This window comes from Ruegeria sp. CRTD044 (assembly GCF_059613485.1).
Genome location: NZ_JBXWSP010000004.1, coordinates 726,841 through 739,756, shown reverse-complemented (window position 1 = coordinate 739,756; position 12,916 = coordinate 726,841). Strand labels below are relative to the sequence as shown.

Sequence of the window (12,916 nt, the reverse complement as noted above, 5' to 3'; positions counted from 1 at the left end):
CGGCAGCATCTGCCGCGAAGGATGGCCCGCCCGGGCCTGACGCCGCGGCCCGTCAGTCCGGATTGAACACCGGAAGGGCTTGAAGAACCGCGCAAGCTCGGGCACGAATTGCGCTATGGCAAAGACGACGACTTTCAACTGCTCGGCCTGTGGCGCCTCGCATTCCCGCTGGTCCGGCCGCTGCGACGGCTGTGGCGAGTGGAACACCATAGTTCAAGAGGCCCCATTGTCGGCAGGCCCGGCCAAGAAATCGCTGGGCGGCAAACGCGGCCAGGCCGTTACCCTGACCGACCTGTCTACAGAAGAGGCCCCGCCGCCCCGCACAGTCTGCGGTGTCGAGGAACTGGACCGTGTCTTGGGCGGCGGGCTGGTCCCGGCCTCGGCCCTGCTGGTGGGCGGCGATCCGGGCATCGGCAAATCCACCCTGCTGTTGCAGGCCGCCGCGCGCTTTGCCCGGTCGGGGCTGAAAACCATCTATGTCTCGGGCGAGGAAGCCAGCGCCCAGGTCCGCATGCGCGCGCGTCGTCTGGGGCTTGAAGACGCGCCGGTGCAACTGGCGGCCGAGACCAACCTGCGCAACATTCTCACCACGCTCGAGGCCGAGAAACCCGGTCTTGCCATCATCGACTCGATCCAGACCATGTGGGCGGACAATGTCGACAGCGCACCGGGATCAGTCAGTCAGGTCCGCGCCGCCGCGCACGAACTGACCAGCTTTGCCAAGCGCCACGGCGTGTCCATCATCATGGTCGGCCACGTCACCAAGGAAGGCCAGATCGCCGGCCCCCGCGTGGTCGAACACATGGTCGATACCGTCCTCTATTTCGAGGGCGAGCGCGGCCACCAGTTCCGCATCCTGCGCGCGGTCAAGAACCGCTTTGGCCCCGCCGACGAGATCGGCGTGTTCGAGATGACCGGTAAAGGTCTGGCGCAGGTCACCAACCCCTCGGCCCTGTTCCTTTCGGAACGCGGCAAACCCAGCCCCGGCTCGGCCGTTTTCGCAGGCATCGAGGGCACGCGGCCCGTGCTGGTCGAACTGCAGGCGCTGGTCGCCCCCTCGCCCCATTCACAGCCCCGCCGCACGGTCGTCGGCTGGGACAGCGGGCGGCTGGCGATGATCCTCGCCGTGCTCGAAGCGCGCTGCGGCATCCCCTTTGCAGGGCTTGACGTCTATCTGAACGTGGCCGGAGGCCTGAAGATCAGCGAACCCGCAGCCGACCTTGCCGTGGCCGCCGCTCTGCTGAGCGCGCGCGAGGACACCGCCCTGCCCGCCGACACCGTGGTTTTCGGAGAAATCTCGCTATCCGGGGCACTTAGACCAGCGCCGCAGACCGAAAACAGGTTGAAAGAAGCGCAAAAACTTGGTTTCACAGCAGCAATTGCTCCGGCAGGCGGCAAAACCGGTACTGTGGCAGGTCTGACACTCACCCGACCCTCTGATTTGGTTGGGTTTGTTGGCGAAACCTTCGGAGCAGGTTAAAGTCGCGCCTCGAGGGGCAGAAAAAGAACAGGCGAGGGCCATGGAAGGTTTTACAATAATTGACGGGCTCGTTGCCCTGATCATCGTGCTGTCGGGGATTCTGGCCTATTCGCGCGGCTTCATGCGCGAGGTCATGGCCATTGCAGGTTGGGTCGCCGCCGCAGTTCTGGCCTTCATCTTTGCTCCGCAAGCCGTGCCGCTGGTCAAGGAAATCCCTGTGGTCGGAGACTTCTTGCGTGACAGCTGCGAATTGTCAGTGATTACGGGCTTTGCCGCAGTGTTCGCCATTGCGCTCATCGTGGTCAGCATCTTCACTCCGTTGTTCTCGTCCTTGGTACAGCGCTCGGCACTGGGTGGGCTGGATCAGGCGCTGGGTTTCTTCTTCGGCATTGCCCGCGGCATTCTGCTGGTTGCCATCGCCTTCTTTGTCTACGACACCGTGATGACCGGCCAGTCCTTCACGATCGTCGACGAAAGCCGCTCGGCCAAGGTGTTTGAGCAGTTCAGCGACAGGATCGAAGAGCAGAACCCCGAAGCCGCCCTGGGTTGGGTGACCACCCAGTACGAAGAGCTTGTTGCATCCTGCACCGCGGATTCGCAGGGCCAGTAACAGCTACCAGCCAAGCAAAACGAACCAGCCCGGCTGCCAGCCGGGCTTTTCTTTTGTCAGAGGGTCAGACGAACCCCTCGCCCCCACAAACCGAACAGCGGTTGGTTTTCAGGCCAAAGCATCCGTCACACCGGCTGAACTGCGGCTTGCCCAAGTGGTCTCGGCCCTTCAGGACTTCGCCCTTGCCGTTGCATATCTGGCAAGGTGCACGTCCCATTCCGCGGCATCGATGGCACCGGCGTTTGACGTGCTCGTCCTTTTTCTGGCTCGGTCGTCCCTGCCACATACTTGTTTTGCCCTCGATCAAATGCTGCCGGCATCATTCCACGCAGCGCGTTCAAAACACGGGAAACACTCATGTTCGCGGCCCCATCAAACCAGAAACCCGGCCTGCGGCAAAACGAATTATGATCCTTTGGTGACATGGGGGGCATTAGGCATTATGTGAGGGCCAACTCGCCATGGAATCGGAGCTGCCTGTCTTGCATAGCCCGCAGATGCCCCCCGCCCACCCGTTCGATGATGACAAGCTCCGCGAGGAATGCGGGATTTTCGGGGTCGTCGGCGTCAAGGATGCCGCCAATTTCGTTGCTCTTGGTCTGCATGCCCTGCAGCACCGCGGGCAGGAAGCGGGCGGGATCGTCACCCATGATCCCGAACTCGGTTTCAACTCGGCCCGTCGATTTGGCTATGTGCGCGACAATTTCACCTCGTCCGACGTGATGGAAAGCCTGCCCGGACCGATCGGGATCGGCCATGTGCGCTATTCCACGGCCGGGTCCAAGGGCCAAACCGCCATCCGTGACGTCCAGCCGTTTTTTGGCGAGTTTTCGATGGGCGGGGCCGCGATTGCGCACAATGGCAACATCACGAACGCCAATGCCCTGCGGCGCGAGCTGATCGAGCGCGGCTCGATCTTCCAAAGTTCGTCCGACAGCGAATGCATCATCCACCTGATGGCCCGCTCGTTGCAGCGCAACATCCCCGAACGGATGGAAGACGCGCTGCGCCGGGTCGAGGGCGCCTTCTCGGTGGTCGCCATGACCCGCACCAAGCTTATCGGCGTACGCGATCCGCTGGGCGTGCGCCCGCTGGTATTGGGCAAAATCGGCGATGGCTGGTGTCTTGCTTCGGAAACATGTGCCCTGGACATCATCGGTGCTGAATTCCTGCGCGAGATCGAGCCCGGCGAAATGGTTGTGATCAATGCTCAGAACGGCGTTGAAAGCCACTTCCCGTTCCGCCGGCAACCCAGCAAATTCTGTATCTTCGAGCATGTCTACTTCTCGCGCCCAGACTCGATTCTGGGTGGACGCTCGGTCTATGAGACACGCGAAGCCATCGGACGCGAGCTGGCCAAGGAAAGCCCCGTCGAGGCAGATCTGGTCTGCCCCGTGCCCGACAGCGGCACGCCCGCGGCCATTGGGTACTCGCTGGAGTCGGGCATCCCCTATGCGATGGGGATCATCCGCAATCAATACATGGGCCGCACCTTCATCGAACCCACCGAACAGATCCGCAACATGGGCGTGCGGCTCAAGCTCAACGTGAACCGCGCCCTGATCGAGGGCAAGCGGGTGATTCTGGTTGACGACTCGGTGGTGCGCGGTACGACCAGCCGCAAGATCAAGGAAATGATCTTGGATGCCGGAGCGAAAGAGGTGCATTTCCGCATCGCCTCGCCGCCCACGGCCTGGCCTTGTTTCTACGGCGTGGACACGCCACAGCGCGAAAAGCTGCTGGCCGCCACCATGACCGAGGAAGAAATGACCAAGCATCTGGCGGTCGACAGCCTCAAGTTCATCTCGCTGGACGGGCTGTACCGGGCGGTCGGCGAATCGCAGGGCCGCAGCAAGGACTGCCCGCAATACTGCGATGCATGCTTCTCGGGCGAGTATCCCGTCACTCCGGCGGACATGGTTGAACAAGGGTTCAAGATGCAACCGGCGGCCGAATAAGGCCGGAATTCAGAGACTTCTCCAAGGGGCCGCAGGGCCCCTTTTTTCATGGTGCGGATCAGCGTGGCGAAACATGGCCGAAACCTGTTGCACCGGCTTTTCCTTCCCTTTTGGCTCTGCTAGCCAACCGGCTGCTCACTCACGCAATCACACGGAGGCCGGGCCACCGGGCCGGCCAGTTTACATGGCAAATCCCAGAGTCGACAGCGCGGCCACCCAAAAGGGCGCGCTCAGCAAGAATGGTACGACCGTCCTGGGCGTCTTTGGCCCGCAGAACGACATGCGCGCCCTGATGCGCTCATCGTCTGGACGGGTGAAAGAGGTCAAGACAGGCAGCCGCTTTGGTTCGGGCACGATCGTAGCCATCGACAAAGACGGCATCATGCTGCGACAAAGCGGCCGGACCCAGCGCATCGCCATCCCCGGAAGTTGATCCGGGCTTGACGGGCTGCGCACTTGGGTTCAAACCCCGCGCATGACCGATCAGACCAAAATCGCACTTGTCACCGGCGCGTCGCGCGGCCTGGGTGCCGCCCTGGCCGAGGCCCTGGCGCCCGAGTATCACATCGTCGCCGTTGCCCGCACCACCGGCGGGCTGGAAGACCTGGATGACCGCATCAAGGCCAAAGGGGGCGCGGCCACCCTGGCGCCGATGGACATCGCCGACCCCAATGCCATGGCCACGCTGTGCCGGGGCATCCATGACCGCTGGGGCAAGCTGGACCTGTGGCTGCATACGGCTATCCACACCGCACCGCTGACGCCCGCGAATTTCATCGACCCCAAGGATTGGCAGAAATCCGTGGACGTAAACGCCTCGGCAACTTCGGTGCTGATCCCCTATGTCGCGCCCTTGCTGGGTGAGGCTGGACAGGCCGTGTTCTTTGACGACCCCCGCGCGGGCGAGAAGTTCTGCGCCACCTATGGTGCAACCAAGGCCGCGCAGATCGCCATGGCGCGCAGCTGGGCCGCCGAAACCGTGCGCACCGGGCCGAAGGTTTATGTGTTGCAGCCCGAGCCCATGGCCACAGCCCTGCGCGCGCGTTTCTTTCCGGGCGAGGACCGGTCGAAGCTGGCCAGCCCCTCAGACGAGGCCGCGCGCCTGCTGTCCATGCTGGGCTGAAGCCTTTCGGCCAGATCCTTTGGCAGATGCAGCGGCGCCCAATACGGGCGCCGTTTTCATTCGATATGGACGCCCTGCCGGCCCGCCAGATCGACAAAGAACTGCCAGGCCACCCGGCCCGAACGCGCGCCGCGCGTGGCCTGCCATTCGATCGCCTCGGCCCGCAGCACGTCGGCATCGACGCTGACGCCATAGGCTGTGCAATACCGGTCGATCATCGCAAGGTATTCGTCCTGATCGCAGGGGTGGAACCCCAGCCACAGGCCGAACCGGTCGGACAGCGAAACCTTTTCCTCGACCGCCTCGGACGGGTTGATCGCGCTCGAGCGTTCGTTCTCGATCATGTCGCGCGGCATCAAGTGGCGGCGGTTCGACGTGGCATAGAACACCACGTTTTCGGGCCGGCCCTCGATCCCGCCGTCCAACACGGCCTTGAGCGACTTGTAGTGCTGGTCGTCATGGCTGAACGACAGGTCGTCGCAGAACAGGATGAACCGGTAAGGTGCGGCGCGCAGGTGGTTCAGCAACCGCGCGACCGAGCCCATGTCCTCACGCTGAAGCTCGACCAGCTTCAGGTCGGGAAACTCGGGCTGAAGGGTGCCGTGCACCGCCTTGACGAGGCTGGACTTGCCCATGCCGCGGGCGCCCCACAAAAGCGCGTTGTTGGCCTTGTACCCGGCCGCGAAGCGGCGCGTGTTGTCCAGCAGCGTATCGCGCGACCGGTTGATGCCCACCAGCAGATCCAGATCGACGCGGTTGACATGATGCACCGGCTCCAGCCGGTCGGGCGCGACATGCCAGACAAAGGCCGGCGCCGCTGAGAAATCAGGCGCGGCCAGCGGCGCCGGGGCCATGCGTTCCAACGCATCGGCGATGCGGTTCAGGGCTTGGTCGTCCATGGGTCCTCCGAAGTCTTGCGGTCGATTTCAACCATGTTCACGGGCCGCCAACAAGACCCGCATGAAGAAAGGGCGCACCCGTCAAGGCACGCCCTTCCCCGTTTACTTGTCGGGTTTATTTGCCGTCTTCTGCGTCAAACTCGTTCATCATCGCATCATCGGCGGCTTCTTCATCGTCGTAATAGCCCTCCTCGCGCAGCTGTTCTTCACGCTTTCTCTCGACCCGGGCCACCAGGAAGATCGAAATCTCGTACAGGCCATAGACCACAACGAACAGGATGATCTGGGTTATCACGTCCGGCGGGGTCACGATGGCGGCCAGAACCAGAATGCCCACCACGGCATATTTGCGCACCGCGCCCAAACCTTCGGCGCTGACCAGCCCGGCCTTGCCCATCAGGGTCAACAGAACCGGCAGCTGGAAACACAGGCCAAAGGCCACGATGAACTTGATCGTCAGGTTCAGATATTCCTGCGCCGATCCCTGGAACACCACGCTCAGCGGCGCAGTGGCACCATCCGCCAAGGCCTCGCCCTCGGCCCCGAATTGCTGGAACCCAAGGAAGAAGTCATAGGCCAGCGGCGTGACCACGTAAAAGGCAAAGCTCGCGCCCAGCAGGAACATGAAGGGCGAGGCCACGAGGAACGGCAGGAAGGCGTTCTTCTCGGACCGGTAGAGCCCCGGCGCCACGAACCGCCACATCTGCATACCGATATACGGAAAGGCCAGAATGAACCCACCCAAGAGCGAGACCTTGATCGCCACGAAGAAGCCTTCCTGCGGCGAAATGAAGATCAGGTCGCAGTCCTGCCCGCGCTCGGACAGAACATCGCACAGGGGTTGGGTCAGAAAGTTGAAGATTGGCGTGGCAACCGTGAAACAGATGATCATACCGATCAAAAAGGCCACGACGCTGTGGATCAACCGCGTGCGCAGCTCGGTCAGATGCTCGATCAGGGGGGCCGAGGTATCTTCGATCTCGTCGGTCTTGCTCATGTCTTGCCTTCGGTTTTCAGCGCGGCTTCGGCCTCTTCGGCCTTGGCCAAGGCCTCGGCGGCTTCTTTCGCTTTGCGCTCGGCGGCGGCACGGGCGGTTGAGGCCTGGATCTTCTTGGCCTGCTCGGCCCGCTCAGCGGCCAGTTTGCCGGTTTCGCTGTCGGGGTCGAACTTGGTCGGGTCCATGCTCTTGGCCATGTCCTGGGCCGCCTGCTTGACGCCGTCCATCGCACTGCCCACCGGGTTGGTGGCCGCGTCCAGACCTTTCTTGATGTCGTTCACACCCGCCTGGTCGGCCGCTTCGTTCATGGCGCTTGAGAACTCGCGCGCCATACCGCGGGCCTTGCCGACGAACCGTCCGACATTGCGGAACAGAACCGGCAGGTCCTTGGGCCCCACGACGATCAGGGCAACGATGCCGATGACCAGAAGCTCGGTCCAGCCCAGATCAAACATGGGCGATTAGACCTTGTCTTTGTCGGACTCGGGCGTGACATCCTTGGCCAGCTCGGACGCGTCCTGTTCGATCTCCTCGCCGCCTTCCTTGACGCCTTTCTTGAATGCGGTGATGCCCTTGCCCACTTCACCCATCAACGAGCTGATCTTGCCGCGGCCAAACAGCACCAGCACCACGACGGCGATCAGCAGCAGGCCGGGAAGGCCGATATTGTTGAGCATGTCTCTTCTCCTTCTACGTCGGCGCGTTGCGCCGGGAATGTGATCTGGAAGCCTGTCTACGCCCACCGGGCCGTCGAAAAAAGTGACGCAAGTCAAATCCGCGTTCAAATCCGCGCGCTCAGGTGGTTTTTTGCGGGCTGGCAATTTACAACTGACAGGTTTATGTCAGTTGTGAGCGGCTAGGAACAGGGCATCGAAACCTGGTCAACGGAGACTCACATGACCCATGTTGCTGAAATCGTCACCTTCACCCTCGCTGATGGCACCACGCCGGAGGAGTTCGTCAGGCTCAGCCAGACGACCGAGGCCTTCGTGCGGGCGGCACCCGGCTTTGCCCACCGACAGCTGAGCCAGGGCGAGGATGGCCGCTGGACCGATTATGTCATCTGGACCGACATGACGGCCGCGCAGGACGCCGCCGCGCAGTTCCCGCAGCAGGACTTTGCCGCCGGTCTGATGGCGGCCATCGACCCCGCCAGCATCCAGATGCGCCACGAGAAAGTGCTATGGAACATGACCGCCTGATCGCGGTCCGGACGGCGTGACATGCGCCGCACTGACCGCCTGTTCGACATCATCCAGATCCTGCGCGACGGCAAACTGCACCGCGCGCAGGACATCGCGGACCGGCTCGAGGTTTCGGTCCGCACCATCTATCGCGACATGGATACGCTGGTGGCGTCGGGCGTCCCGGTCGAGGGCGAACGCGGCGTGGGTTACATGGTGCGCGAGCAGATCACCCTGCCCCCGCTGAACCTCACCCCGGGCGAGCTTGAGGCCCTGAACCTCGGGATGGCGATCGTGGCCGAGGCCGCCGACCCCGACCTGAAGGCCGCCGCCGACTCGCTGGCCGCCAAGATCGACGCGGTGCTGCCCACCCAGGTGGTGGCCGAGGCCGATGAGTGGAAATTCGCCGTCTATCCATTTGCCGATGCCGCTCGCGGGCTGGCGCATATGGCGCCGATCCGGGCGGCCATCAAATCGCGCCAGAAACTGCGGCTGACCTACCGGCGCATCGATGGAACCCTGACCGAACGCACGATCCGCCCCCTGCACATGGAATACTGGGGACGGGTCTGGACCCTGACCGCTTGGTGCGAGCTGCGCGACGCCTTCCGCGTGTTCCGCATCGACCTGATCGAAAGCGTCACGCCCCTGCCCGAGATCTTTGCCGACGAGCCCGGAAAGCGGCTGGCCGACTACGACCCGACCGCCTGATCCCGTTTTTCACCCAAGGCTACTTGGAACCGCACTCTGAGCCTCAGCGCAGATAGGTTTCGGGGTCGACGGATTCGAACCCTTTGCGCACTTCGAAATGCACATAGGCGTTCTCACCACCGCGCAGCTTGGCAATGCTTTGGCCGCGGCTGACCCGGTCGCCTTTCTTGACCGAGATGTTCTCGACATTCGCGTAGACCGTCAGCAAATCGTTGGTGTGCTTGACGACGATGATCGGGATCTGATCCGCATCCGCCGTAATGGCCGCCACGGTACCGGCTTCGGCCGCCTTGACCGATGCACCGGGCGATCCGGCGATGTCGATCCCTTCGTTCTTGCCCTTGGCATACGGGCGAATGATCTTGCCGGTTACCGGCAGAGCCAAGGCTGACGAGCTGGAATTCGTCGGGGCCTCGGCCGTCACGTCCGGAGCGGGCGTCAACGGCGCAACTTTTTCGTCCGGCAGCGGCTGCGTTGCACTGGGCGGCGTCGGGGTGGGCGATCCCTGCCCCGGTTCGGTGGTCGCCGTGGGCGCTGCGGCGGCAGCTTGGCGCGGTGCAGCCTGATTTTTGACGGGGATCAGCAGAAACTGTCCTTCGCGCACGGCGAAGTCCGAACCCAAACCGTTCCATTCAGCCAGCGCATCGACCGGAACCTGATACAGGCGCGAAATGGTATAAGCCGTCTCACCCCGCTTGACCTTGTGCCGGATCGGCTCGTCCGTCGAGGTGACGGGCGCCGGTTTGGCCGGCTCAAGGTTCGTGACCCGCACGCCGCCCGTGTCCGGCGCCTGATCAATCGCGGTCGTGGCGATCGAGGCGATATCGACATTCCCCGCTCCGGCGCCGACGGACCGTGGCAAGGCCAGCACTTCGCCCTCGCGCAGCTGGTCGGTGGGCTTGAGACCGTTGAACCGGGCCAGCTCTGCCTCGGGCAGACCGACCCGCGCAGCCACGGCGGCGACGTTGTCACCCCGTTGCGCGACGGCAACCTGATATGTCGGATAGGTGATCACGCCACGGCTGTCCGGCGCTGGCCGGTTCGTGGTGGCTGATTGTGCGGCCGGAGTGGTCGAAAAACCGCCGACCTGACCGCGCAGGTCGTAATCCAGCGGGCCTTCGCATCCGGCAAGCACCAGCGCGGCAACCATCGCCGTTGTTCCACGACCCAAGACTGACTTGGAAACTGCTCTCATATCACTGTCCTCAACACCTGCCCCTGTTTGCCGGGGTTCTGGCGCCCAAATCCTAAACCTACGTTACGCCTCATCCTTTCCAAGCCCTTCCAGCAAGGGCACGAACCGAACAGGCAACAGTTCGTCATACTCCAGCCCGGTCTCGGTTCTGGTGACCCGTATCAGGGTCTGAACCGCATCCGACTGCCCAACGGGCAAAACCATGATACCGCCGATTTTGAGCTGCGCCAAGAGCGGGCCCGGCGGGTCCTCGGCAGCGGCTGTGACGATGATGCGGTCAAAAGGAGCCTGTTCGGGCAACCCGAAAGATCCATCCGACAGCATCGCCGTGATATTCGTCAGACCCAACTCGCGAAACAGCTCACCGGTTTCGCGTACCAGACGCTTGTGGCGTTCAACGGTGTAGACCCGCCGCGCCAGCTTAGACAGCACTGCAGCCTGATACCCCGAACCCGTCCCCACCTCGAGCACCTTGTCGCGCGGCGTGACCTGCAGGGCTTGGGTCATCAGACCCACGACAGAGGGCTGGCTGATCGTCTGGCCGCATGCAATCGGCAGCGGCGTGTCCTCGTAGGCACGCTCGGCGAACAGGCCGCGCACGAACTTGCCGCGGTCGATCTGCTCCATCGCGTCCAGAACACGCGCATCCGTGACCCCGCGAGACCGCAGGGCGAACAGGAACTGCATCTTTGTTTCGGGGTCCAGTCCGGTCATTCGATCGTCTTCAATGCCTCCAGCGCATCATCGGCGGTCAGGTCGGCCCGCATCGGCGTGACCGAAATATAGCCGTCCAGGTTCGCCGCCGCATCCGTTCCCGGAGCCGTCGGGTTGTGCTGATAGCCCCCCTTGATCCACAGGAAACGGCGACCCGAGGGCGAGCTGTGCGGTTCCACCCCAAAATGCGTGTCTCGTCGGAATCCCTGACGCACGACGCGTGTGCCAAGAACTTCATCGGCAGGCACCGGAGGGAAATTTACGTTGTAAAACAGGCGGTAGTCTTCCTGTGCGGGCGGATCGGCCTCAAGAATGCGTCGTACCAGATCCGCACCGAACCGCGTGGCGGCCTCGAACGGGTCGTCCAGCCCAAGATTGCGCGGACCAAAATACTGCGACAAGGCGATCGCCGGAATGCCCTGAAGCGCCGCCTCCATCGCCCCGCCGATCGTGCCCGAATACAAAGTGTTCTCGGCCGAATTGTTGCCCCGGTTCACACCAGAAAGAACCAGATCAGGCCGCGCGACCTTCATCACGTCATGCAGCCCGGCCAGAACGCAGTCGGCCGGCGACCCTTCGGCCGCGAAACGACGCTCGCCCAGTTTGGCGACCATCATGGGATGGGTATAGCTGATACAATGCCCGACCCCCGACTGTTCGAAAGCCGGAGCCACGATCCAGACCTCACCATCCGGGCCGGCCACATCCGCAGCAATCGCCTCGAGCGCGATCAGGCCCGGGGCGTTGATCCCGTCGTCATTTGTCAGAAGTATGCGCATTGCCTGCCTGTGCCCCCGCGTTTCGCCCTTGATAGACGGCCCCAAAGGATGCGGCAAGCGATGCCCCGGCGCATTCTGCGGCATTCGCGCACCACTCGCCGGGAAATCGACCTGCTGCAGCGTCTAGGCCGGAAAAACGAAGCAGCGATCCCGCCGGATGGTCAACCACATCACCCGGCCCGGATTGGGCACGAACACGTTCGGGACGGTCGCCTTGAGGATCGAGCCGTCATAGTCCATCCGAAACTCGATCAGGCTTTCGTTGCCCAGAAAGCGAGCGCGCTCGACCACGCCGCGGGCCGCAACGCCATCGGTCGCCGTCGGCAGCGGTCCCTTGCCATTGCGATCAAAGTCCAGCCGCACATGCTGAGGGCGGAAAACGATTTCGACGTCAGTGCCATCGGGGACACCCGGCGCCAGGAATTGACCAAATGGCGTTTGCGCCAATGCTCCATTCACCTGGGACTGCAACACATTGACATCACTAAAAAATGCCACGGCAGCCTTGTCCACGGGTCGGGTGTAGACATTGTAGGGCGCACCCTGCTGGACGATCTTGCCGCGGCGCATCAGTGCGATCTCGTCAGCCATACGCATCGCCTCTTCGGGCTCGTGCGTGACCAGCAGCACGGCGGCGTCCTCTTCCTTGAGGATGGCCAGGGTCTCGTCGCGGATGCCGTCGCGCAGACGATTGTCGAGGCCCGAGAACGGCTCGTCCATCAGCATAATCCGCGGACGCGGAGCCAGCGCGCGGGCCAGCGCGACCCGCTGCTGCTCACCCCCTGACAGCTGGTGCGGAAACCCGTCGATATGGCGGATCAGGTCGACCTTTCTCAGCAACTCTTCGACACGTTCCCGCTTTTGCTCCTTGGCCCCCTTCAGTCCAAAAGCTACGTTGTCAGCCACGCTGAGGTGCGGAAACAAAGCGAAATCCTGGAACATCAGTCCGATCTCGCGACGTTCCGGCGGGACTCGGAACACCGTATCACAGACCAGCTTGCCATCGACGTAGATTTCGCCCGAGTCCTGCATTTCGACGCCGGCAATCATCCGCAACGTAGTGGATTTGCCGCAGCCCGACGGGCCCAGCAGACAGGTCACCTGGCCCGCCTGAACGGTCAGCGAGACATCATCCACCACCGTGCGCCCGCCGAACCGGCAGACCAGATTGCGGATTTCCAATCGCGGAGGAGCTGTGTTGATTGCCACCGACGGACCCCAATTGCCTTTTCCCGATCAATTTCATCGGGCTTGCGCCGGGATAAC

Annotated in this window: 15 protein-coding genes; 7 read left to right on the top strand and 8 right to left on the bottom strand. The window is 63.0% G+C overall.

Annotated features, from left to right (window positions below):
* Positions 1-115 precede the first annotated feature (115 nt).
* The 5 genes from radA to AC2FNL_RS06640 all read left to right on the top strand — a co-directional run bounded on the left by radA (position 116) and on the right by AC2FNL_RS06640 (position 5,171).
* Positions 116-1,480 (top strand): DNA repair protein RadA, encoded by a 1,365-nt coding sequence (gene radA, locus AC2FNL_RS06660; RefSeq protein WP_496832891.1) that lies wholly within the window; start codon positions 116-118, stop codon positions 1,478-1,480.
* 40 nt (positions 1,481-1,520) lie between these two features.
* Positions 1,521-2,090 carry a CvpA family protein gene (locus AC2FNL_RS06655; RefSeq protein WP_496832890.1) on the top strand — a complete coding sequence of 190 codons (570 nt, stop codon included), beginning with the start codon at positions 1,521-1,523 and terminating at the stop codon, positions 2,088-2,090.
* Between the two features lie 497 nt (positions 2,091-2,587).
* Positions 2,588-4,048 (top strand): amidophosphoribosyltransferase, encoded by a 1,461-nt coding sequence (purF, locus tag AC2FNL_RS06650; RefSeq protein WP_093962976.1) that lies wholly within the window; start codon positions 2,588-2,590, stop codon positions 4,046-4,048.
* A gap of 184 nt (positions 4,049-4,232) precedes the next feature.
* Positions 4,233-4,481, top strand: coding sequence for a hypothetical protein (locus tag AC2FNL_RS06645; protein ID WP_093962257.1), 249 nt, complete (start codon positions 4,233-4,235; stop codon positions 4,479-4,481).
* A 42-nt stretch (positions 4,482-4,523) separates the two neighbouring features.
* Positions 4,524-5,171, top strand: coding sequence for an SDR family NAD(P)-dependent oxidoreductase (locus AC2FNL_RS06640; RefSeq protein ID WP_093962258.1), 648 nt, complete (start codon positions 4,524-4,526; stop codon positions 5,169-5,171).
* Positions 5,172-5,227: 56 nt separating this feature from the next.
* Here the strand turns inward: AC2FNL_RS06640 and AC2FNL_RS06635 are convergent, their stop codons facing one another.
* The 4 genes from AC2FNL_RS06635 to AC2FNL_RS06620 form a co-directional block, all read right to left on the bottom strand.
* Complete coding sequence (locus tag AC2FNL_RS06635; RefSeq protein WP_496832889.1) at positions 5,228-6,070, bottom strand: ATP-binding protein; 843 nt, start codon at positions 6,068-6,070, stop codon at positions 5,228-5,230.
* A gap of 115 nt (positions 6,071-6,185) precedes the next feature.
* Entirely contained in the window at positions 6,186-7,067 is an 882-nt protein-coding gene (gene tatC, locus AC2FNL_RS06630; RefSeq protein ID WP_496832888.1) for a twin-arginine translocase subunit TatC, read from the bottom strand.
* On the bottom strand, positions 7,064-7,522 hold the full coding sequence (gene tatB, locus AC2FNL_RS06625) for a Sec-independent protein translocase protein TatB (protein ID WP_170338333.1): 459 nt from the start codon (positions 7,520-7,522) through the stop codon (positions 7,064-7,066). Before tatB ends, tatC begins: the two co-directional genes overlap by 4 nt.
* A 6-nt stretch (positions 7,523-7,528) precedes the next feature.
* Positions 7,529-7,744 (bottom strand): twin-arginine translocase TatA/TatE family subunit, encoded by a 216-nt coding sequence (locus tag AC2FNL_RS06620; protein WP_170338331.1) that lies wholly within the window; start codon positions 7,742-7,744, stop codon positions 7,529-7,531.
* A 219-nt stretch (positions 7,745-7,963) separates the two neighbouring features.
* On the opposite strand from AC2FNL_RS06620, the gene AC2FNL_RS06615 reads away from it, so the two are divergent.
* Positions 7,964-8,269, top strand: coding sequence for a hypothetical protein (locus tag AC2FNL_RS06615; RefSeq protein ID WP_093962262.1), 306 nt, complete (start codon positions 7,964-7,966; stop codon positions 8,267-8,269).
* A gap of 21 nt (positions 8,270-8,290) precedes the next feature.
* A complete protein-coding gene (locus tag AC2FNL_RS06610; protein WP_496832887.1) occupies positions 8,291-8,962 on the top strand; it encodes a helix-turn-helix transcriptional regulator in 672 nt (223 codons plus the stop codon).
* 43 nt (positions 8,963-9,005) lie between these two features.
* Here AC2FNL_RS06610 and AC2FNL_RS06605 read toward each other — a convergent pair whose 3' ends face one another.
* The 4 genes from AC2FNL_RS06605 to AC2FNL_RS06590 form a co-directional block, all read right to left on the bottom strand.
* Positions 9,006-10,157, bottom strand: a complete 1,152-nt coding sequence (locus tag AC2FNL_RS06605) for a M23 family metallopeptidase (RefSeq protein ID WP_170338325.1) — start codon at positions 10,155-10,157, stop codon at positions 9,006-9,008.
* A gap of 63 nt (positions 10,158-10,220) precedes the next feature.
* On the bottom strand, positions 10,221-10,871 hold the full coding sequence (locus tag AC2FNL_RS06600; RefSeq protein WP_170338827.1) for a protein-L-isoaspartate(D-aspartate) O-methyltransferase: 651 nt from the start codon (positions 10,869-10,871) through the stop codon (positions 10,221-10,223).
* Positions 10,868-11,650 carry a 5'/3'-nucleotidase SurE gene (gene surE / locus AC2FNL_RS06595; protein WP_170338322.1) on the bottom strand — a complete coding sequence of 261 codons (783 nt, stop codon included), beginning with the start codon at positions 11,648-11,650 and terminating at the stop codon, positions 10,868-10,870. Before surE ends, AC2FNL_RS06600 begins: the two co-directional genes overlap by 4 nt.
* A 123-nt stretch (positions 11,651-11,773) precedes the next feature.
* On the bottom strand, positions 11,774-12,859 hold the full coding sequence (locus tag AC2FNL_RS06590; protein WP_170338320.1) for an ABC transporter ATP-binding protein: 1,086 nt from the start codon (positions 12,857-12,859) through the stop codon (positions 11,774-11,776).
* Positions 12,860-12,916 lie beyond the last annotated feature (57 nt).

What these genes read in the sequence shown, in the direction of transcription:
- radA (WP_496832891.1), top strand. Translation starts at nt 116, where the DNA reads ATGGCAAAGACGACGACTTTCAACTGCTCGGCCTGTGGCGCCTCGCAT.
- AC2FNL_RS06655 (WP_496832890.1), top strand. Translation starts at nt 1,521, where the DNA reads ATGGAAGGTTTTACAATAATTGACGGGCTCGTTGCCCTGATCATCGTG.
- purF (WP_093962976.1), top strand. Translation starts at nt 2,588, where the DNA reads ATGCCCCCCGCCCACCCGTTCGATGATGACAAGCTCCGCGAGGAATGC.
- AC2FNL_RS06645 (WP_093962257.1), top strand. Translation starts at nt 4,233, where the DNA reads ATGGCAAATCCCAGAGTCGACAGCGCGGCCACCCAAAAGGGCGCGCTC.
- AC2FNL_RS06640 (WP_093962258.1), top strand. Translation starts at nt 4,524, where the DNA reads ATGACCGATCAGACCAAAATCGCACTTGTCACCGGCGCGTCGCGCGGC.
- AC2FNL_RS06635 (WP_496832889.1), bottom strand. Translation starts at nt 6,070, where the DNA reads ATGGACGACCAAGCCCTGAACCGCATCGCCGATGCGTTGGAACGCATG.
- tatC (WP_496832888.1), bottom strand. Translation starts at nt 7,067, where the DNA reads ATGAGCAAGACCGACGAGATCGAAGATACCTCGGCCCCCCTGATCGAG.
- tatB (WP_170338333.1), bottom strand. Translation starts at nt 7,522, where the DNA reads ATGTTTGATCTGGGCTGGACCGAGCTTCTGGTCATCGGCATCGTTGCC.
- AC2FNL_RS06620 (WP_170338331.1), bottom strand. Translation starts at nt 7,744, where the DNA reads ATGCTCAACAATATCGGCCTTCCCGGCCTGCTGCTGATCGCCGTCGTG.
- AC2FNL_RS06615 (WP_093962262.1), top strand. Translation starts at nt 7,964, where the DNA reads ATGACCCATGTTGCTGAAATCGTCACCTTCACCCTCGCTGATGGCACC.
- AC2FNL_RS06610 (WP_496832887.1), top strand. Translation starts at nt 8,291, where the DNA reads ATGCGCCGCACTGACCGCCTGTTCGACATCATCCAGATCCTGCGCGAC.
- AC2FNL_RS06605 (WP_170338325.1), bottom strand. Translation starts at nt 10,157, where the DNA reads ATGAGAGCAGTTTCCAAGTCAGTCTTGGGTCGTGGAACAACGGCGATG.
- AC2FNL_RS06600 (WP_170338827.1), bottom strand. Translation starts at nt 10,871, where the DNA reads ATGACCGGACTGGACCCCGAAACAAAGATGCAGTTCCTGTTCGCCCTG.
- surE (WP_170338322.1), bottom strand. Translation starts at nt 11,650, where the DNA reads ATGCGCATACTTCTGACAAATGACGACGGGATCAACGCCCCGGGCCTG.